Origin of the sequence: Sphingomonas sp. CD22, from assembly GCF_034556155.1 — a bacterium.
GTDB lineage: Bacteria > Pseudomonadota > Alphaproteobacteria > Sphingomonadales > Sphingomonadaceae > Sphingomonas.
The window spans coordinates 250,189-270,290 of record NZ_JAYDYX010000002.1 but is presented as its reverse complement, the minus strand read 5'-3'; the positions used below and the strand labels follow the sequence as shown (position 1 = coordinate 270,290).

The following is a 20,102-nucleotide window of genomic DNA, read 5'->3' as shown; positions in this document are numbered from 1 at the left end:
GATTGTGGCGATCAAATTCAGGCTGGGCACGCGGGGATCGCCGCTGGCGCTGACGCAGGCGGGAATGGTGCGCGACGCCCTGTGCGCCGCGCATGGCTGGGCGCCCGACGCGGTGACCTTGGTCGTCATCCGCACCACCGGCGACCGGGTACAGGACCGCCCCCTCGCCGAGATCGGCGGCAAGGCCTTGTGGACCAAGGAAATCGACCGCGCCCTGCTCGACGATGAGATCGACGCGGCGGTCCATTCGATGAAGGACGTCGAGACGATCCGCCCGCGCGCGATCCGCATCGCCGCGATGCTGCCGCGCGCCGACGTCCGCGACCGGCTGATCGGCGCGGAGAGCGTCGCCGCGCTGGCGCAGGGCGCGGTGGTCGGCACCAGCTCGCCGCGGCGGCGCGCGCAATTGCTGCGGCTGCGCCCCGATCTGACCGTCGTGATGTTCCGCGGCAACGTCGATACGAGGCTCGCCAAGCTGACCGCGGGCGAGGCGGATGCGACGCTGCTCGCCGCGGCGGGGCTCGACCGGCTCGGACGCGACGGCGTCGGCCGCGCGATCCCCACCGACACGATGCTGCCCGCGCCGGCGCAGGGCGCGGTGGGTATCGAGGTGCGCAGCGCGGATGCCAATGCGGCGCGGATCGTCGCGGCGATCGACGATGCCGCGACCAGCGCCTGCGTATTGGCGGAGCGCGCCTTGCTCGCCGGCTTGGGGGCCGACTGCCATTCGCCGGTCGCCGCGCTCGCCGCTTTGTCGGGCGAGATGCTGACGCTGCGCGCCGAACTCATCGCCGAGGACGGCAGCGCCTTCGTCGAGGGCAGCGGCGAGGGTACCGATGGCAGCCTCGTCGCCGCCGAACTCGCCGCCGACCTGCTGGCGCGGGCACCCGAAGTGGTGCGGCGACTGTTCCAGCCGTGAATCCGTCCGGCCTGCTGGTGGTGCGGCCCGAGCCGGGCAATGCGCGCACCATCGCGCGGTTGCGTGCCGGCGGCGGCGCGGTGCTCGGCCGGCCGTTGTTCGCCGCCGCGCCGATCGCGTGGGCGCCGCCCGATCCGGCGGCGTTCGATGCGCTGCTGGTGACCAGCGCCAATGCGGTGCGCCTCGCGGGTGCCGGGCTGGCGCGGCTCGCCGGGCTGCCGGTGATCGCGGTCGGCGCGGAGAGCGCGGCGGTGGCGCGCGACGCCGGGCTGCACGTCGCGGTCGTCGGCGACGGCGGCGTCGCCGATGCGCTGACGGCGGCCGCCGCGGCGGGACTGGTGCGGCCGCTGCACCTGGCGGGCCGCGAACATATCGACAGCGGCCATCCGACCGCGATCGTCTATGCCAGCGCCGAGCTGGACGTCGACGCGGCGGCGTTCGCCGCGGCGGCGGCGGGGCGGATCGTGCTGCTCCATTCGGTCCGCGCCGCGCATCGCGTCGCGGCGCTGGTCGCCGACCGGCAAGCCACGGGGATCGCAGCGCTAAGTCCGGCGGTCCTTGCCGCGGCGGGGGACGGCTGGGCGCTCGCCTGCGCCGCCGCGATGCCGACCGACGCCGCCTTGTGCGCGCTCGCGCTCGCACGGACGATTGACCGTGCGGCGGGGGGCGGGGATAAGAGGCCATGACCGACTATACGCCGATCGATCCCAGGCCCGCGGCAACGCCCGTGCGCGGGCCGCGGACGGGGGTGTTCCTGGCGATCATCGCCCTCGCCTTCGTCGCCGGAGCGGTGCTCACCGGCTATCTGATGAAACAGGCCGGCTGGCTGAGCACGACCTCCGCCGCCGAGCGGGCGCTGGCGGCGAAGCGCTCCCAGCCCGACCCGGCCAATTTCAACCCGGCGCAACCGCTCAACGCCAATGGCCAGACGACCAACGCGGCACTCGAACCCGCCGCGCTCGCCTCGCGCGAGGCGACGCTGGCGGGGCAATTGACCGCGCTGGAGGCACGCACCGCGGCGGTGGCGAGCGATGCCGTGATCGCGGGCACGCAGGCGGGCCGCGCCGAGGGGCTGCTGGTCGCCTTCGCGTCGCGCCGCGCGCTCGATCGCGGCGTCGGCCTCGGCTATCTCGAGGAGCAGTTGCGCAACCGCTTCGGCACCGTCCAGCCGCGCGCGGTGGCGGCGGTGATCGAGGCGTCGCACCAGCCGGTGACGCTGGAGGACCTGCGCCAGGGGCTCGACGCGATCGCACCCGAGATCGCAACGGTGAGCAGCGACGGCTGGTGGGCGAGCCTGCGCCGCGAACTCGGCGGGCTGGTGGTGCTGCGCAAGGCGGGCACGCCATCGCCGCGCCCCGCGGACCGGCTGGCGCGGGCACGCCGCCTGCTCGAAGGCGGGCAGGTCGAGGCGGCGCGCGCCGAAGTCGCGCGGCTGCCCGGCGCGAGCGATGCGGGCAATTGGATGCAGGCGGCCGACCGCTACGTCACCGCGCGCCATGCGCTCGACCAGATCGAAAGCGCGGCGATCATGGGCCAGGCGAGCAAGCCCACCGTCGCCGCCGCCGCCCCGGCCCCCGCGGCGGAACTGCCCGCGATGCCCGATACGCTGTCGAACGAGGAAGCGACGACCTCGGTCGGGATGTGAGGCTAGCTTCCACCGATCGGGGGACAAGGGATGACGACCGACCATTCCGCGGGCTGGGATGCCGTCGCTGAACGGTTCATGGCGATCCGTTCGACGGTCGGCGCGGAGCTGATGCGATCGTGGGCGAAGAGCAATTTGCCTGCATCCGCTGCGATCCTCGACATAGGATGCGGGTCCGGCGTACCGATCGCGCGCGCGCTGGTGGAAGACGGCTATTCGGTCTGGGGAATCGATGCGTCCCCCTCCCTCATCGCCGCCTACCGACGCCACTTTCCCGATATGCCCGCCGCCTGTGAGCCGGCGCAGCGTAGCGCTTTCTTCGATCGCACCTTTGTTGGCGCCATATCGATCGGGCTCGTCTTCCTGCTCGCGCCAACCGACCAGCAACAGCTTCTCGGTAACGTTTCGACCGTGCTGGAACCAGGCGGACGGTTCCTCTTCAGCGCCCCCCGCGAAATATGCGAGTGGAAGGATACGCTGACCGGTCGCACCTCGACTTCGCTTGGAGCGGACGCATATGCGGGACATCTTGCCGCCGCCGGCCTCGACCTGATGCGATGCCATTCCGATGAAGGCGGTAACAACTACTACGAGGCGGTCAAAACGATCTGACGTGCCGTCACGAAGCTTCGCGACGTGGGCTTACCCGGCAAGACGGCCTGCTTTCCCGCGTGTCTTGACCGTAGCCGGCGCAATCCGCTGTGCGAAATTCCCCTGCCTGTCCCTCCTCTCGAGGAGGCGCTTCTCATGGATGCCAGAATCGGCAGCTTCCATGCCAAGGGGATCGCTATTTCTGGAAAGGCCACCCCTCCGTCATCACGGCTGCCGTTACGCCGCAACCCGCTCGATCAGCGCCATCGCGCCCTGCGGGGCGCGGATCTTCGCGCCGTTAATGAAGAAGACGAACGTGTCGCGCTGCGCCTTGGCCGGGGCGTCGGCGACCACATAGGGTAGCCTCTCCGGCTGGCCGCCGGCCTGCCACGTCCGCGCCGCCTGCGCCCAGTCGTCGAGCGCGGCATCGGTGTAGCCGGCCGGATGCTGCTCCTCGGCCGCTTCCAGCCGCGCATAGACGAAGTCGGCGGTGACGTCGGCGATCGCCGGATAATCCGTGGAATCGGCGTAGACGATCGCGACGTTCGCCGCCCGCGCCATCGCGACGAAGGCGGGGTCGGCGAAGCTCTCGTGCCGCACCTGGATCGCGTGGCGCAGCGGCACCCCGGCATGGCGGGCGGGCAACAGCTTGAGGAAGGCCGCCATGTCGTCGGCGTCGAACGCCTTGGTCGCCATGAACTGCCACAGGATCGGCCCCAGCTTGTCGCCGAGCTCGACGATCCCCTGCCCGACGAAGCGCTCGACCGATTCGCCCGCCTCGGCGAGCACCTTGCGGTTGGTGCAATAGCGCGACGCCTTGACCGCGAAGATGAAGCCGTCGGGCGCCGCGGCGGCCCAATTGGCGAAGCTCGCCGGCTTGAAGCTCGAATAATAGGTGCCGTTGACCTCGATCGCGGTGACCTGCGAGGCGGCATAGTCGAGCTCGCGCTTCTGCGGCCATTTGGCGGGATAGAAGGTCCCGCGCCACGGCTCGTAGGTCCAGCCGCCGATCCCGATTCGGATTGTCATGATGCCATCATATCACCGCGGCAGAGCCGTGACGATGAAGGCGATCTTGGTGACGATCGGGTCGCTCGGCGATCTCCATCCCTTTATCGCCATCGGCCGGGCGCTGGCGGCGCGCGGGGTCGACGTAATGCTCGCGGTGCCGGCCGATCATGTCGACAAGGTCCGCGCGGCGGGGCTCGCCGCCGAGCCGATCCTGCCGAGCTTCGCGTCGATCTGCGCACGGCTCGGCATCGACACGGCGACCGCGGCTCGGCGGGTCATCACGCAGCGCCGCTTTGTGCTCGAAGCGGTGATCCTGCCTTCGCTCGCCGACAGCACCGCCGCGCTCGACGCGCTGGCAGGCGACGCCGATGTCATCGTCGGCTCGCTGTTCGCACCCGCGGCCGGAATCGTCGCCGGGAAGCGCGGGCTGCCGCTGATCGCGATCAACCTTCAGCCGATGGCGCTGTTCTCCGCCTGGGACCCGCCCATCACCCCCGACGGCGCGCTGATGATCGATCGGCCTCGCGGACCGCTGGGGCGAGGGTGGAATCGCGCGCTGCTCGGGACGGTCCGCGCCACGGTGCGCGCGCGCTACGGCGGCGCGGTCGCGTCGGTGCGGCAGGCGCATGGCCTCGCGGCTGGCAAGCTGGCGCCGGTGTTCGATCCGATGCCGGCGCAATGCGCGACGTTATGCTGCTATTCGCCGCTGCTCGCGCCGGTGCAGCCGGATGCGCCGCCGCGCTGCGAGGCGATCGGCTTTCCGCTCTACGATCGCGGCGATGTCGCGCTCGATCCCGTCCTCGCGGCGTTTCTCGATCGCGGGCCGGCGCCGATCGTCTTCACCTTGGGATCGTTCGTCGTCCATGCGCCGGGGCGCTTCTACGACGTCGCGGCCGCAGCCGCCCGCGCGCTGGGAAGGCGCGCCGTGCTGCTGACCGGCACCGCGGACAGCCCCTGCGTCGACGGCGATCTCCTGCGGCTCGGCTATGCGCCGCATTCGCAGCTGTTCGGCCGTGCCGCGGCGGTCGTCCATCACGGCGGGATCGGCACCACCGGCCAGGCGATGCACGCCAGCGCGCCGCAACTGGTCCTGCCCTTCTTCGGCGATCAGTTCGACAATGGCGCGCGGATCGCGCGGCTCGGTATCGGCCGGTCGCTACGCCCGGCGGCGTTCCAGGGCGCTGCGGCCGACGAGGCGCTGCGCGCGTTGCTGGGCGATCACACCATCGCCGCGCGCGCCGCCGCGATCGCTACGCAGCTCCGCGGCGAACGGCCGACCGAAACGGCGGCCGACCGGATCATTGCGGCGGCGTTGCGGCGGCGACCATCTCCTTGAGCGGCACCGTCGCGTCCGCAAGCCCCGCGGGGTCGATGACCGCGCCGGCCAGCACCAGCGCGCGGCCCTGGACATAATCCTTGGTCGCGTTGACGCAGTCGAGCGCGATCACTCGGCCCGCGCGCAGGTAGATCAGCGAGAAGCTGCGGCTGGCGACGGCGCCGCGCACCACCAGCGCGTCGTGACCGGTCGACAGGCCCACCGTCTGCAGGCGCAGGTCGTATTGGTTCGACCAGAACCAGGGCACCGCATGATAGTCCACCGGCGTGCCGGCGATCGTCTTGGCGACCACCGTCGCCTGGTCGTTGGCGTTCTGCACCGATTCGAGCCGGATGCGCGCGCCGTCGGCGAAGGCATTGGCGTGCATCGCGCAATCGCCGATCGCGAAGACGTGCGGCAGGCTGGTGCGGCAGCGCGCGTCGACCTCGACGCCGTTGCCCCCCGCCGCACCCGCGTCGAGCAACGGCTGGACGGCGGGGACGATGCCGATGCCGACGATCACCATCTCCGCCGGCACCGTCTCGCCTTCGGCGAGCGTGACGCCGCACGCCCGGCCGTCCGCCTCGGCGATACAGGCGACGGTGACGCCGAGCCGCACGTCGACGCCGTGCGCGCGATGTTCGGCCTCGTAGAAGCGCGACAAGGGCTCGCCGGCGACGCGCGCGAGGACGCGCGGCAGCGCTTCGAGCACCGTGACCTGCTTGCCGAACTTGGCGAGTACGGCGGCGGCCTCCAGCCCGATATAGCCGCCGCCGATCACCGCAACGCGGGTCACGCCGGGCAGGTCGGCGATCATCCGGTCTACGTCGGCGCGCGTGCGCACGCCATGGACGCCGGCGAGGTCGTGGCCCGAACAGGTCAGCCGCCGCGGACTGCCGCCGGTCGCCCAGATGAGCTGGTCATAGCCGATCGTCGCGCCATCGTCGGTGGCGACGGTGCGCGCCTGCGGATCGACGCGCACGACGCGGCGGCCGAGCCGCAGCGCAACGTCACGCTCACCCCAGAAGGCGGGCGGGCGGATCAGGATGCGTTCGAACGGCTTGTCGCCGGACAGATAGTCCTTGGACAGCGGCGGGCGTTCGTAGGGCGGTTCGGGCTCGTCGCCGATCATCGCGATGCTGCCGGCGAATTTGGCGGCGCGCAATGCGATCGCCGCCTGCGCGCCGCCATGACCGGCCCCGACAATGACGACGTCATAATGGGATTGCACGCTGATATCCTCCGCTTTGCCCTCTCCTGCCGTAGTCGCCGGTTTTGGGAAACCCCCGCTCAGTCGAAGCCGTAAGGCACGATCGAACGCCGGTCGGGATCGACCAGCAACTCGCGCCCCGCCGGCGGAAAGGCGCGCTGGTCGCAGTCGCGGCGCGGACAGATGCGGCACGACGGGCCGATCGGCGTCGCGCTGTCCGCCCCGGCGAGGTCGAGACCGTCGCCATAGATGAACGCGCCGGCATGTTCGACCTCGCAGCCGAGCACCACCGCATAGCGCCGGGCGACGCGGCGATAGCTCGACGTCGCCTTCACCAGCCCCTTGGCCATCGACACGTAGCGCGCGCCGTCGGGCATTTCGGCGACCTGGACGAGGATCCGGTCGGAGATCGCCACCGCCTCATGCGCCACCCACAACGGGCAGGCGCCGCCATATTGCGCGAATTGCAGCCGCGTCGCCGAATGGCGCTTGGTGATGTTGCCGGCCATGTCGATGCGGCAGAAGAAGAACGGCACGCCGGGCAGCCCCGGCCGTTGCAACGTCGACAGGCGATGGCAGACCTGTTCGAAGCTCACCCCGAAGCGCTGGCGCAGCGCATCGACGTCGTGGCGCCGCGCGCGCGCCTCGGCGCGGAAGCGGGCATAGGGCATCAGCAGCGCGCCCGCGCCGTAATTGGCGAGCCCGACGCGCAGCAGGTCGCGCGCCGCCTCCGAACGCAGCGGCGCATCGGCGACGATCCCCTCGATCAGCGCCTTGGCCTCCAACCGGATGAGCTGGTGCGCGAGCTGGAAATGCCGCGTCTCGATCGGCTGCGCGCCATCTATCGTCAGCGTTCCCGCCGCGGCGTCATAGGCGCGCATCGGCGCGGCGATGCCGTCGTCGATCACGCGCACGTCGTGTGCCGCCTGCAACCGATCGACCAGCGCCCGCCCCGGCGGTAGGTCCGCCGCCAGCGCCTCGGCGAAGCGATCGAGCGGATCGATGTAATTGCCCATCCCCTGAAACCAGTCGCGCACCTCCTCCCACGGCAGCAGGTGCGGCTGGCTCCCTTGCGCGTCAACGCGGTCGTCGAGCACGCGCAATTGCTCCTGCGAGCGACGCAGCGCGGCGTGTAGCGCGATCATCCGCCGCGCCACCAGCGGCTGCTGCTTGAGCCCGCGCAGCACGTCCGCCTCGTCGAGCAGCGCCGCCGGCACCGAAGGGTCGGTCCCCGCCTCGAGCGCTCCCACCAGCGCCGCGCTGTCGTCCTCGGGCGCGATCTCGACCCAGTCGAGCGGGAAGGCACGCGCCAGCGCACCTAGCACGCCGCCGGTGATCGGCCGGTCGCCGCTCTCGATCTGCGAAAGATAGCTGGTCGAGATGCCGATCCGCCGGCTGAGCGCGATCTGGCTGAGCGAGAGCCGGGCACGCAGCGCGCGGACCTGATCGCCGGCGAAGATGCGCGCGCGGGGCGGTTGCTGGATCATGTGCCGCTCATAGTTTGCAAACAGCCCCGTTGCAATTTTGCAAAACCACAGTTGCGGCGGCAGGCTAGGATCGGGAAAGAAGAGGCAGGAGAGAGTATGTCATCGACGCAGACCGAACTCGACCGCCGCCGATCCGCCGCCAGAGCGGGCGGCGGCGAGAAACGGGTCGCCGCGCAACATGCCAAGGGCAAGCTCACCGCCCGCGAACGGCTGGAGATCCTGCTCGACGAAGGATCGTTCGAAGAGATCGACATGTACGTCGAGCACAATTGCGTCGATTTCGGCATGGCGGATCAGGTGATCCCCGGCGACGGCGTCGTCACCGGATCGGGGACGATCAACGGCCGGCTCGTCTATGTCTTCAGCCAGGATTTCACCGTCTTCGGCGGGTCGCTGTCCGAACGCCATGCGCAGAAGATCTGCAAGGTCATGGACACCGCATTGAAGGTCGGTGCGCCGGTGATCGGGCTTAACGATTCGGGCGGCGCGCGCATCCAGGAGGGCGTCGCTAGCCTCGGCGGCTATGCCGAGGTGTTCCAGCGCAACGTGCTCGCCAGCGGCGTGGTGCCGCAGCTCAGCCTCATCATGGGGCCTTGCGCGGGCGGCGCGGTCTATTCGCCGGCGATGACCGACTTCATCTTCATGGTGAAGGATTCGAGCTATATGTTCGTCACCGGCCCCGACGTGGTCCGCACGGTGACCAACGAGGTGGTGACGCAGGAGGCGCTGGGTGGCGCGGTGACGCATACCACCAAGACCTCGGTCGCCGACAATGCGTTCGAGAACGATATCGAGGCGCTGCTCGCCGCGCGCGACTTCATCGACTTCCTGCCCGCGTCGAACCGCGAGAGCGTGCCCGAACGCCCGACCGCCGATGCCTGGGACCGGCTGGAGCCGAGCCTCGATACGCTGGTGCCCGCCTCGGCGAACCAGCCCTACGACATGCATGAGCTGATCCGGAAGACGGTCGACGAGGGCGATTTCTTCGAGACGCAGCCGGCACATGCCGCGAACATCATCACCGGCTTCGGCCGGATCGAGGGGCGCACGGTCGGCTTCGTCGCCAACCAGCCTATGGTGCTCGCCGGCGTGCTCGACATCAACAGCTCGAAGAAGGCGGCGCGCTTCGTCCGCTTCTGCGACGCGTTCGATATCCCGATCGTCACCTTCGTCGACGTACCCGGCTTCCTGCCCGGCACCGCGCAGGAGCATAACGGCATCATCAAGCACGGCGCCAAATTGCTGTTCGCTTATGCCGAGGCGACCGTGCCGAAGATCACCGTCATCACGCGGAAAGCCTATGGCGGCGCATACGACGTGATGGCGTCCAAGCATCTGCGCGGCGACCTCAATTACGCCTGGCCGACCGCCGAGATCGCGGTGATGGGCGCCAAGGGCGCGGTCGAGATCATCTTCCGCGGCCGCACGCCAGAGGAGATCGCCGAACGCACCGCCGAGTACGAGGCGCGTTTCGCCAACCCCTTCGTCGCGGCGAGCAAAGGCTTCATCGACGAGGTGATCCAGCCGCACTCCACCCGCCGTCGCATCACGCTGGGCTTGCGCAAGCTGAAGGGCAAGGCGCTGGAAAACCCGTGGAAGAAGCACGACAACATCCCGTTGTGAGCCTGTCTCCTGAACATTATAAGCATATGTGAAGGAGACGGCTCATGCGGACCGAACGCGTGACCTTTTTGACCACCCCCGATCACAAGGCGGCGCTCGATGCGTTCGCTGCGAGCAACGGCATGTCTGTCGGCCACGTCGTTCGCGAGGCCTCGGCGATCTATATTGCGCAGACCGCAGCGGAAGAAGACGAAGAGCAACTGGCGGCGCTGGTCCGCGAGGTGAACGAGGCCGTTCCCCGTATGCGCGAGGACATCAAGAGCGCGATTGCCAGCATCAATCGTGCGAACGCGGCGGTCGATGCGGTGCTCTCTGGCGAAGGACCGCGGCGATGAGTTTCATCGGCGATACGATGAAGGCGCTTCGCAACGTCCTCTTGCTGCAAGAAGACGTACGCCAGCTCAAGGATATGGTCACCAGTCAGAGCGGACGCCTCGCGGCACTGGCTGAAGCGCACGCCGCGTTGCGCGACCGCGTCAGCCGACTGGAAGGCGTGATCGAGGGCGCCGCGATGGCGACGCGGCAGCGGCGGATCGAGGAATGACCGAGCACGCGCCGTTGGGCCGCCTTAACCATGTCGGCGTCGCGACGCCGTCGATCGCGCGGTCGATCGAGACGTATCGCAGCCTGCTCGGCGCGACCGCGATCGGCGTGCCGTTCGATCTGCCCGCGCAGGGCGTGAAGGTGTGCTTCATCGACACGCCCAATACGCAGATCGAGCTGATCGAGCCCTATGACGAGAGTTCGCCGATCGCCGGCTTCCTGCGCGCCAATCCCGCCGGCGGCCAGCATCACCTGTGTTTCGAGGTCGCCGACATCCATGCCGCGATCGCCGACCTCACCGCCAAGGGCGCGCGCGTGCTCGGGAGCCCGCGGATCGGCGCGCACGGTACGCCGATCGTGTTCGTCCACCCGAAGGACATGGGCGGCGTACTGGTCGAACTGATGGAGACGCCGCTTGCCGGACATTGAGGTCAACACCGGCGAGGACAGCGGCGCCGCCCCCGCCCTGCCGCCTGCGCCCGAACCGACCCCGCAGCCGGGCCTCGCCGACTGGCAGGCCGCCGCCGCGAAGGAGGTGAAGGGCAAGGACCTCGTCTGGCACACGCCCGAGGGCATCGCCGTCAAGCCGCTCTACACCGCCGCCGATGCGCCGGTCGATCCGGGCCTCCCCGGCTTCGCGCCCTTTACCCGCGGCGTGCGCGCGTCGATGTACGCCGGGCGACCGTGGACGATCCGCCAATATGCCGGCTTCTCGACCGCGGAGGAATCGAACGCTTTCTACCGCCGCAATCTCGCCGCCGGGCAGAAGGGGCTGTCGGTCGCCTTCGATCTCGCCACGCATCGCGGCTATGACAGCGACCATCCGCGCGTCACCGGCGACGTCGGCAAGGCGGGCGTCGCGATCGACACCGTCGAGGACATGAAGATCCTGTTCGACGGCATCCCGCTCGACCAGATGAGCGTCAGCATGACGATGAACGGCGCGGTGATCCCGATCCTCGCCTTCTTCATCGTCGCCGGCGAGGAACAGGGCGTCGACCGTAGATTGCTCGACGGGACCATCCAGAACGACATCCTCAAGGAGTTCATGGTTCGCAACACCTATATCTACCCGCCCGAACCGAGCATGCGGATCATCAGCGACATCTTCGGCTATACCAGCCGCGAGATGCCCAAGTTCAACAGCATCTCGATCAGCGGCTATCATATGCAGGAGGCGGGGGCGACGCAGCTCCACGAGCTCGCCTTTACCATCGCCGACGGTATGGAATATGTGAAATACGGCGTCGCGTCGGGCCTCGACATCGACAAATTCGCCGGGCGGCTGAGCTTCTTCTTCGCGATCGGCATGAACTTCTTCATGGAGATCGCCAAGCTGCGCGCCGCACGCGTGCTGTGGCATCGCGCGATGACGCAGCTCGGCGCGCAGGACGAGCGCAGCAAGATGCTGCGTACGCATTGCCAGACGAGCGGCGTGTCGCTGACCGAGCAGGACCCGTACAACAACGTCATGCGCACGACGATCGAGGCGATGGCGGCGATGCTCGGCGGCACGCAGTCGCTGCACACCAACGCGCTCGACGAGGCGATCGCGCTGCCCACCGATTTCTCCGCGCGGATCGCGCGCAACACGCAGATCGTCATCCAGGAAGAGACGGGGATGACCAAGGTCGTCGATCCGCTCGGCGGCAGCTATTATGTCGAAAGCCTGACGCAGAGCCTGGTCGATGGCGCATGGGACATCATCGAGCGGGTGCAGGCCGAGGGCGGCATGGCCAAGGCGGTCGCCGCCGGCTGGCCCAAGGCGATGATCGAGGAAGCCTCCGCCGCGCGCGCCGCGCGTGTCGACCGCGGCGAGGACGTGATCGTCGGGGTGAACAAATATCGCAAGGATGGCGAGGACCCGATCGACATCCTCGACGTCGACAATGTCGCGGTGCGCGAGGCGCAGATCCGCCGCATCGAACGCGTCAAGGCGACGCGCGACGAGGTGGCGTGTCGCAAGGCACTCGACGCATTGCGCGAAGGCGCGCGCGGCACGGAGAACCTCCTCGCGCTCGCGGTCGATGCCGCCCGCGCCCGCGCGACACTCGGCGAGATCAGCCAGGCCATGGAGGATGTCTTCGGCCGCTTCGGTACGCAGCCGACCCCGGTCAAGGGCATCTACGGCGGTGCCTATGCCGACGATGCGCGCTGGCTGCGGCTCGAGGACGGCGTAGCCGCCACCGAACGGCGGCTGGGGCGCAAACCGCGGATGCTCGTCGCCAAGATGGGGCAGGACGGCCACGACCGCGGCGCCAATCTGGTCAGCAGCATGTTCGGCGATCTCGGCTTCGAGGTCGTGCCGGGGCCATTGTTCCAGACCCCCAAGGAGGCCGCGACGCTCGCGGTGGAGAAGGACGTCGACGTCGTCGGCGCCTCCAGCCTCGCCGCGGGTCACAAGACGCTGATCCCCGAGTTGATCGGCCATCTGCGCGATGCCGGGCGCGCCGACATCAAGGTGATCGCTGGCGGCGTCATCCCGGCGCAGGATTATCAGGCGCTGCGCGACGCCGGGGTGCAGGCGATCTTCGGCCCCGGCACCAATCTCATCACCGCCGCCGAGGATGTGCTACGGCTGCTCGGCCACAATATGCCGCCGCAACAGGATGCTGCCGAATGACCCGTACCGACTGGACCCGCGCCGAGATCGCCGCGCTGTTCGACCTGCCGTTCGAGGAACTGATGTACCAGGCGCAGACCGTCCACCGCACGCACCATGCGCCGTCGGAGGTGCAGCTGTGCACGTTGCTGTCGATCAAGACCGGCGGCTGCCCGGAGGATTGCGGCTATTGCTCGCAGTCTGCGTCGTCGGACAGCGGGCTGAAGGCGGCCAAGCTGATGGACGTCGACGCGGTGCTCGCCGATGCGGCCGAGGCCAAGGCCGCGGGGTCGCAGCGCTTCTGCATGGGCGCGGCTTGGCGTAACCCCAAGGAACGCGACATGCCCGCGATCGTCGCGATGGTCGAAGGCGTTCGATCGATGGGGATGGAGACGTGCATGACGCTCGGCATGCTCCAGCCCGAACAGGCGCGACAGCTCGCCGCCGCCGGGCTCGATTATTACAACCACAATATCGACACCTCGCCGGAGAATTACGGCAACGTCATCACCACGCGCACCTTCCAGGACCGGCTCGATACGCTGGAGAATGTCCGCAGCGCCGGGATCAACGTCTGCTGCGGCGGCATCGTCGGCATGGGCGAGACGCGCGCCGATCGCGTCGGCTTCGTCCATGCGCTCGCCACCCTGCCGCGCCATCCGGAGAGTGTGCCGGTCAACGCTTTGGTGCCGGTGAAGGGCACGCCGCTCGGCGACATGCTGGCGGGCACGCCGATGGCGCAGATCGACGACATCGAGTTCGTCCGCACGGTGGCGGTGGCGCGGATCACGATGCCGATGTCGATGGTGCGCCTGTCCGCCGGTCGCGAATCGATGTCGGAGGCGACGCAGGCGCTGTGCTTCATGGCCGGCGCCAATTCGATCTTCACCGGCGACAAATTGCTGACCACAGGCAACGCCGGCGACAGCGCCGACGCGGCATTGTTCGCCAAGCTCGGCCTGACGCCGATGGAAAGCGCCGAGCCGATGCGGGTGGCGGCCGAATAGCGCGCAGGGGGGACGGCCCGTCCTCCCCGAAAATCATCAAACCCGCAGGCGGACCGGCTTCGGCCCGTCCGCCAAGCGGGAGGAGAGTTGAGGATGTTCAAGAAAATCCTGGTCGCCAATCGCGGCGAGATCGCCTGCCGCGTCATGCGTACCGCCAAGCGGATGGGGATCGCCACCGTCGCGGTCTATTCCGACGCCGATGCGCGCAGCCCCCACGTGCTGATGGCGGACGAGGCGGTGCGGCTGGGGCCGGCACCCGCCGCCGAAAGCTATCTCAAGGCCGAACTGATCCTGCTCGCCGCGCGCGAGACCGGCGCCGACTGCATCCATCCCGGCTACGGCTTCCTGTCCGAGCGCGAGAGCTTCGCGCGTGCCTGTGCCGAGGCGGGGATCGCCTTCGTCGGGCCTCCCCCCAACGCCATTGCGGCGATGGGCGACAAGATCGAATCGAAGAAGCTCGCCAAGGCGGCGGGGGTCAACGTCGTTCCCGGCTTCCTTGGCGAGATCGCCGATACCGACGAGGCGGTGCGGATCGCCGCTGACATCGGCTATCCGGTGATGATGAAGGCGTCGGCCGGCGGCGGCGGCAAGGGCATGCGGCTGGCCTATAGCGAGCAGGACGTCCGCGAAGGCTTCGAGGCGACAAAGCGCGAGGGGCTGGCAAGCTTCGGCGACGACCGCGTCTTCATCGAGAAGTTCATCGAATCGCCGCGCCATATCGAAATCCAGGTGCTCGGCGACCAGCACGGCAACATCCTCTACCTCAACGAGCGCGAATGCTCGATCCAGCGCCGCCACCAGAAGGTGGTCGAGGAGGCACCCTCGCCCTTCGTCACGCCGGCGATGCGCAAGGCGATGGGCGAGCAGGCGGTCGCGCTCGCCCGCGCGGTGGGTTATTTCAGCGCGGGCACGGTCGAACTGATCGTCTCGGGCGCGGACACCACCGGCCAGGGCTTCTACTTCCTCGAGATGAACACGCGGCTGCAGGTGGAGCATCCGGTGACCGAGGAGATCACCGGGCTCGACCTCGTCGAACAGATGATCCGCGTCGCCGCCGGCGGACCGCTGACGATCACGCAGGACGAGGTCGGCATCCACGGCTGGTCGATCGAGAATCGCGTCTATGCCGAGGACCCGTATCGCGGCTTCCTGCCGAGCATCGGGCGGCTGGTGCGCTACAATCCGCCGCTCGCGTCGACCGCCGACGAGGCGCGCATCCGCGTCGACGACGGCGTCGTCGAGGGGGGCGAGGTGAGCATGTTCTACGACCCGATGATCGCCAAGCTGATCACCTGGGCGCCGACGCGCGAGGCGGCGATCGATGCGCAGATCGCCGCGCTCGACGCGTTCGAGATCGAGGGGCCGGGCACCAACATCGACTTCCTCTCCGCGCTGATGCAGCATCCGCGCTTCCGCTCGGGTGCGATCACCACCGGCTTCATCGCCGAGGAATATCCCGACGGCTTCCACGGCGCCCCCGCCGACGCCGACCTCACGCGGACGCTCGCCGCGGTCGCCGCCTTCGCCGCGACCGCGCAGGCGGATCGCGCGCGGCGGATCGACGGGCAGCTCGGCCGCCGCCTGCCGCCGCCGTCGGAGTGGACGGTGCGGATCGACGGTGCGGACCACCAAGTCGCGGTGGCGACCGACGGGATCGGCGTCGACGGCGAACCGCTCGACATCGCGCTTGAATATACGCCGGGCGACCGGATGGTGGAGGTGGAGATCGGCGAGGACGTGCATCTCTCCGTCCGCATCGCGCCGGTGCGCAGCGGCTTCCGCCTGACGACGCGCGGCGCGAGCCATGTCGCGCGCGTCCTCCCCGCGCATGCCGCGCCTTATGCGCGCCACCTGATCGAGAAGGTGCCGCCCGACCTGTCGCGCTTCCTGATCGCGCCGATGCCGGGGCTGCTCGTCCGGCTCGACGTCGGCGCCGGCGATGCGGTCGAGGCGGGGCAGCCGCTCGCGGTGGTCGAGGCGATGAAGATGGAGAACATCCTGCGCGCCGAGAAATCGGGTCGGGTGAAGAGCGTCTCCGCCGCGACCGGGGACAGTCTCGCAGTGGATCAGGTGATCCTGGAGATGGAGTGAGCGCGGCATACCGTTCGTGCCGAGCGTGTCGAAGCACGGGCGACCGCAGGCGAGCGGTTCGCGCAGGCGCTTCGACAGGCTCAGGATCAACCGGGACGGAATCGGGACCGTCCCCGGCTCAGAGCCGCCGCGCTTCCTCTTCCAGCATCACCGGCACGCCGTCGCGGATCGGATAGGCGAGCCCCGCCGCCTCCGACACCAGCTCCTGCGCGGCCGCGTCGTAGCGCAACGGCTGGCGCGTCACCGGGCAGACCAGCCGTTCGAGCAGCCAGGGATCGATCCGGTCGGTCATTGCAGCGTCACCCGGTCCTCGCCGTCGTGCCGGCCGAAGAATTGCATCAGCTGGATGATCAGCTCGGCGCGCGTCTCGATGTCGCGCGCTTCCAGCAACGCCTGTTTGGCGGCGGTGTCGAACGGCGCGATCTGGGCGATGCCGTTGACCAGGCTCTCGTCGTCGAGCCGGCCGACCGCCTCCCAATCGACGCTATAGCCCTGCGCGTCGGCGAAGCGGCGCGATTCGAGTTCGAGCGACGAGCGCCGCCCGAGCGACAGCATGTCGTCCTCGACCGCGGGCAGCAGCTCCGCCTCGACCTGACGGAACGGCGTCGCCACGTCGAGTTCGCGCAGCACGCGGAACAGCGCGACGCCCTCCAGCACCAGATTGTAGCGGCCGTCGTCGAGCGCCTCGACCTCGGCGATCTTGCCGACGCAGCCGATGTCGTACAGCGCGTCGTGGCCGCCGGTGCCGTGTACCGGCTGGATCATGCCGATCCGCTGGTCGCGCACCATCGCGTCGCCGATCATCGCGCGATAGCGCGGTTCGAAGATGTGCAGCGGCAGGTGCATGCCCGGGAACAGCAACGCCCCCGGCAGCGGGAAGATCGACAGGCGCCCGAGGACGGTCGGCGAGGTCATCCGAACAGGATCGCGGACAGGCGCCGGCGCTGCGCCGAGACCCAGGGGTCCTCCAGCCCGACCACCTCGAACAGCGTGAGCAGTTGCTGGCGGGCGGCACCTTCGTTCCAGCCGCGGTCGGCGGCGACGATATGGAGCAGATTGTCCGCCGCGGCGTCGCGATCCCCCGCCGCCATCTGCGCGTTGGCGAGCGCGAAGCGACGCTCGTGATCGTCGGGGTTGGCGGCGACCTCGGCGGCGAGCCCGGCGAAATCCTCGACCGGCGGCGCGCTCTGCGCCAGCGCGAGCGCCGCCTTGGCGCGATCGATCCCCGCGTCCTTGACGTCGGCGGGCAATGCGTCGATCGCCGCCTGCGCATCGTCGGTCAGCCCCGCCGCGACGAGCGCGCGGATGCGGCCCGACAATACGGCGGGATTGTCCGGCGCCATCTCGAACAATTGATCGAAGATCGCCAGCGCGCGCTCGGCATCGCCGCTCGCCAGCACCTCTTCGCCCATCGCGATCAGCGGCTCGATCTCGGCGGCGGCATCGTCGCCCGGCGCGGCGATCGGCAATTGCTTGAGCAGCTGGTCGAGGATCACGCGAAGCTGCGATTCGGTGCGCGCACTGGTCAGGTCGGCGACGAGCTGGCCCTGGAACATCGCATAGACGGTCGGGATCGACTTGATCTGGAATTGCGCGGCGATGAACTGGTTCTTGTCGGTGTCGATCTTCGCAAGCACGACGCCCTTGTCGGCATAGGCCGCGGCGACCTTCTCCAGCGTCGGCCCCAGCGCCTTGCACGGCCCGCACCATTCCGCCCAGAAATCGATGATGACGAGGGAGGTCATCGACGGTTCGACGACGTCGCGACGGAAATCCTCGATCGCCTGCTTTTCCGCGGGCGCCATTCCTAGCGTGGCCAAGTCATGCTCCTTCGTATTCGGTAGCCGCCCATGTGGGGCAGCGGCGCGCCCGCGCCAAGGTGTTAAGCGACCTCTACCCGATCACGCCCGCGGTTGCACCCGTGCGACCACCGGACCGCCGGACACCATCGGCCGGGCCGGTTTGCTTGCGGTCGCGCAAATGAAAGCCCGCTTCCATCTGTTTTATTCAAGAAAGCTTGGTTTCATCATACGATCCGATAGATGCCGAAACTATTGTCATTGTCAATGATAGAAAAAGGAATCACAATATTCCGGTTATTTGCAATGAATTCTTCCTCCGGCCACGATCGGCATCTTATCGTCCTCTATAATGATGCGTGATGCGATGCGTGAAGGGATCAGACGATGATCATCAGCAACAGTGCAACGACGACGCCGGTGCAATCCGGCGAGGCTTCGAAACCGAACAGCACGCCGCCCGCCGATACGACCAGGACCCCGGTGGCCGATGCCAAACCCGGTGCGCAGGGGATCAAGCGCCTGTCGAGCGACGCGGCAACCGTGGTGCTGACCGAACAGGGCACGAGCAAGACGAGCCAGACGCCCGCAAAGACGCCGCCGCCGCCACCCAAGCTCGATCTGCACGGTCAGGATTTGCGCACAGCCGATTTGACCAAGCTCGATCTGCGCGGCGCCGATCTGACCGGTGCCGACCTCTCCGGCAAGAACCTGTCGGGCATCGATCTCAGCGGCGCGACGCTGACCGGCGCGAAATTCGACGGCGCTACGTTCAGCCGCACCAATCTCCACGGCGTCACCGCCACCGGCGCCAGCTTCACCAAGGCGAGCTTCGACGAGACCGATCTCGACAACGGCAATTACACCGAGGCGAAGTTCACCGGCGCGACGTTCGGCGCGAACTTCCAGCTCCCGCCGACCAAGGAAACGACCTTCGACAAATGCTATATCGTCAAGGGCGTCAATCTGACGAAGGCCGACTTTTCGAACGTGATTTTTCAGGAATCAATATTTTTCAAACAGTTTGTCGCAGATGACGCGTCATTCAATAATATACAAACGAGCTATCATACGGGCTTCACATTTTCGGATGGGAGTCTCAAGCAAGCAACCTTTCAAGGCTTTAAAGGAGGCGTCAGCGTTTGCGGTACTGATGCGTCAGGGGCAGATTTTAGCCATATAAGCGGCGGACATGCGTCTTTCGGTGGTGCGAAGATAGATGGTGCAACCTTCCACGACAGTGACACCGAGCTCAACTTTTCCCGAATGGACATCCGGCATGCCGACCTGTTCACAAAAAATAGAAGTCTGAAAAATTCTATTTTTGAAGAATGCGATATGCGCGGCATAGACTTTTCGGGATATGATTTTTCCGGCGCCCAATTCCTTAGTTACGGATCAAAGTCCGAGGGGCGTTACGGTACCAAAGCGTTGATCGATACCGGTGATCTGGTCACCGGCACCAACTTTCATGGTGCTAATTTCACCAATACGTATTTCCAATGCATGCAGATGGCAAAGGCATTGTTTGATGATGGGGGCCTTCGTGGCGCCATCGTATCAAACCTCTTGAGCACCGTCGTGCATGTCACCGACAATAATTACGACATAAACACACTATTTCGTAATATATGGCCTGAACACAAGGCCATGCTTGCGAAGTTGGGGAGGTAGTTCAACCAGCAAGGAGGAACGACATGAAATTGTTGAGAAAGGCGATGCTGCTGGCTTTGGCGGCGCTGGCAGCAATTTGTACGCCGACGATGGCAAGTTGTCAGGGTCATTACCAGAACGGCATCTGGCAACTCTCCAATACGAGCATAACCGGAACGTTCATAAATGGTACGACGCTTACCGATGTGACGTTTTCCAATATCCGCTGGACCGGCCGCTACGGCACCGCCAACAGCGATGGAACGATTACAAATCGTATCCAGGGCACCGTAGCGCCAGGTAAATCCATCCCGAGCTATCACCGGATGGGCGATCTGGATATTGGCGAGCGCTATACCGAATTGTCGTTTTATGCCAATTTCACACGACAGGACGGTTCCACCGGAAACTGTTATTTCTGGTATGCCTATAATACTGAAACTGAAACCCGATATGGTAGTGCCAATTCCCCGGGCGGAAGCGACAAGCAACGCCTTCCCGTTTGTGAGTTAACCTTTAACTCATATTACGATGTTACCTGGAAAATCACTGACCCACGCGGCGGCTGATTTTCGGCCAACCCGGCGGCTCGCCGTAAAGTGCCGC

General features: G+C 67.5%; 20 protein-coding genes. 14 read left to right on the top strand and 6 right to left on the bottom strand.

Going from position 1 to position 20,102, the window contains the following annotated elements; genetic code table 11:
* The first annotated feature begins 4 nt into the window (after positions 1–4).
* From hemC to SFC76_RS04615, 4 genes are read left to right on the top strand one after another with little or no spacing between them, the layout of a single operon-like run.
* Positions 5–919 (top strand): hydroxymethylbilane synthase, encoded by a 915-nt coding sequence (gene hemC, locus SFC76_RS04630; protein WP_322848315.1) that lies wholly within the window; start codon positions 5–7, stop codon positions 917–919.
* A complete protein-coding gene (locus SFC76_RS04625) occupies positions 916–1,605 on the top strand; it encodes a uroporphyrinogen-III synthase (RefSeq protein ID WP_322848314.1) in 690 nt (229 codons plus the stop codon). Before hemC ends, SFC76_RS04625 begins: the two co-directional genes overlap by 4 nt.
* A complete protein-coding gene (locus SFC76_RS04620; protein ID WP_322848313.1) occupies positions 1,602–2,564 on the top strand; it encodes a hypothetical protein in 963 nt (320 codons plus the stop codon). The genes SFC76_RS04625 and SFC76_RS04620 overlap by 4 nt, the downstream gene beginning before the upstream one ends.
* Positions 2,565–2,594: 30 nt before the next feature.
* Positions 2,595–3,176 carry a class I SAM-dependent methyltransferase gene (locus SFC76_RS04615; protein WP_322848312.1) on the top strand — a complete coding sequence of 194 codons (582 nt, stop codon included), beginning with the start codon at positions 2,595–2,597 and terminating at the stop codon, positions 3,174–3,176.
* 216 nt (positions 3,177–3,392) lie between these two features.
* Here SFC76_RS04615 and SFC76_RS04610 read toward each other — a convergent pair whose 3' ends face one another.
* Positions 3,393–4,184 carry a DUF72 domain-containing protein gene (locus tag SFC76_RS04610; RefSeq protein ID WP_322848311.1) on the bottom strand — a complete coding sequence of 264 codons (792 nt, stop codon included), beginning with the start codon at positions 4,182–4,184 and terminating at the stop codon, positions 3,393–3,395.
* Positions 4,185–4,218: 34 nt separating this feature from the next.
* Between SFC76_RS04610 and SFC76_RS04605 the strand changes: the two genes are divergently transcribed.
* On the top strand, positions 4,219–5,502 hold the full coding sequence (locus SFC76_RS04605; protein ID WP_322848310.1) for a glycosyltransferase: 1,284 nt from the start codon (positions 4,219–4,221) through the stop codon (positions 5,500–5,502).
* Here SFC76_RS04605 and SFC76_RS04600 read toward each other — a convergent pair.
* The gene (locus SFC76_RS04600; protein ID WP_416222382.1) at positions 5,465–6,712 is read right to left on the bottom strand and encodes an NAD(P)/FAD-dependent oxidoreductase; all 1,248 of its coding nucleotides are present in this window, start codon (positions 6,710–6,712) and stop codon (positions 5,465–5,467) included. The genes SFC76_RS04605 and SFC76_RS04600 overlap by 38 nt on opposite strands.
* A gap of 59 nt (positions 6,713–6,771) precedes the next feature.
* Positions 6,772–8,178, bottom strand: coding sequence for a helix-turn-helix domain-containing protein (locus tag SFC76_RS04595; RefSeq protein WP_322848309.1), 1,407 nt, complete (start codon positions 8,176–8,178; stop codon positions 6,772–6,774).
* A 96-nt stretch (positions 8,179–8,274) separates the two neighbouring features.
* On the opposite strand from SFC76_RS04595, the gene SFC76_RS04590 reads away from it, so the two are divergent.
* From SFC76_RS04590 to SFC76_RS04560, 7 genes are all read left to right on the top strand, one after another.
* Complete coding sequence (locus tag SFC76_RS04590; RefSeq protein WP_322848308.1) at positions 8,275–9,801, top strand: acyl-CoA carboxylase subunit beta; 1,527 nt, start codon at positions 8,275–8,277, stop codon at positions 9,799–9,801.
* Between the two features lie 44 nt (positions 9,802–9,845).
* On the top strand, positions 9,846–10,136 hold the full coding sequence (locus tag SFC76_RS04585; protein ID WP_322848307.1) for a hypothetical protein: 291 nt from the start codon (positions 9,846–9,848) through the stop codon (positions 10,134–10,136).
* The gene (locus tag SFC76_RS04580; RefSeq protein ID WP_322848306.1) at positions 10,133–10,345 is read left to right on the top strand and encodes a hypothetical protein; all 213 of its coding nucleotides are present in this window, start codon (positions 10,133–10,135) and stop codon (positions 10,343–10,345) included. Before SFC76_RS04585 ends, SFC76_RS04580 begins: the two co-directional genes overlap by 4 nt.
* On the top strand, positions 10,342–10,773 hold the full coding sequence (gene mce, locus SFC76_RS04575) for a methylmalonyl-CoA epimerase (protein WP_322848305.1): 432 nt from the start codon (positions 10,342–10,344) through the stop codon (positions 10,771–10,773). The genes SFC76_RS04580 and mce overlap by 4 nt, the downstream gene beginning before the upstream one ends.
* Before the next feature lie 37 nt (positions 10,774–10,810).
* A complete protein-coding gene (gene scpA / locus SFC76_RS04570; protein WP_322848636.1) occupies positions 10,811–12,967 on the top strand; it encodes a methylmalonyl-CoA mutase in 2,157 nt (718 codons plus the stop codon).
* Positions 12,964–13,953, top strand: coding sequence for a biotin synthase BioB (bioB, locus tag SFC76_RS04565; protein WP_322848304.1), 990 nt, complete (start codon positions 12,964–12,966; stop codon positions 13,951–13,953). Before scpA ends, bioB begins: the two co-directional genes overlap by 4 nt.
* A 93-nt stretch (positions 13,954–14,046) precedes the next feature.
* Positions 14,047–16,044, top strand: a complete 1,998-nt coding sequence (locus tag SFC76_RS04560) for an acetyl/propionyl/methylcrotonyl-CoA carboxylase subunit alpha (protein WP_322848303.1) — start codon at positions 14,047–14,049, stop codon at positions 16,042–16,044.
* A 118-nt stretch (positions 16,045–16,162) separates the two neighbouring features.
* Here SFC76_RS04560 and SFC76_RS04555 read toward each other — a convergent pair whose 3' ends face one another.
* From SFC76_RS04555 to SFC76_RS04545, 3 genes are read right to left on the bottom strand one after another with little or no spacing between them, the layout of a single operon-like run.
* Positions 16,163–16,336 (bottom strand): Trm112 family protein, encoded by a 174-nt coding sequence (locus tag SFC76_RS04555; protein WP_322848302.1) that lies wholly within the window; start codon positions 16,334–16,336, stop codon positions 16,163–16,165.
* Positions 16,333–16,959 (bottom strand): LON peptidase substrate-binding domain-containing protein, encoded by a 627-nt coding sequence (locus SFC76_RS04550; protein ID WP_322848301.1) that lies wholly within the window; start codon positions 16,957–16,959, stop codon positions 16,333–16,335. The genes SFC76_RS04555 and SFC76_RS04550 overlap by 4 nt, the downstream gene beginning before the upstream one ends.
* Complete coding sequence (locus tag SFC76_RS04545) at positions 16,956–17,849, bottom strand: tetratricopeptide repeat protein (protein WP_322848635.1); 894 nt, start codon at positions 17,847–17,849, stop codon at positions 16,956–16,958. The genes SFC76_RS04550 and SFC76_RS04545 overlap by 4 nt, the downstream gene beginning before the upstream one ends.
* 381 nt (positions 17,850–18,230) lie before the next feature.
* On the opposite strand from SFC76_RS04545, the gene SFC76_RS04540 reads away from it, so the two are divergent.
* Both SFC76_RS04540 and SFC76_RS04535 read left to right on the top strand, forming a co-directional pair.
* Positions 18,231–19,517, top strand: coding sequence for a pentapeptide repeat-containing protein (locus tag SFC76_RS04540; protein WP_322848300.1), 1,287 nt, complete (start codon positions 18,231–18,233; stop codon positions 19,515–19,517).
* A gap of 23 nt (positions 19,518–19,540) precedes the next feature.
* A complete protein-coding gene (locus SFC76_RS04535; RefSeq protein WP_322848299.1) occupies positions 19,541–20,065 on the top strand; it encodes a hypothetical protein in 525 nt (174 codons plus the stop codon).
* The last annotated feature ends 37 nt before the right edge of the window (positions 20,066–20,102 follow it).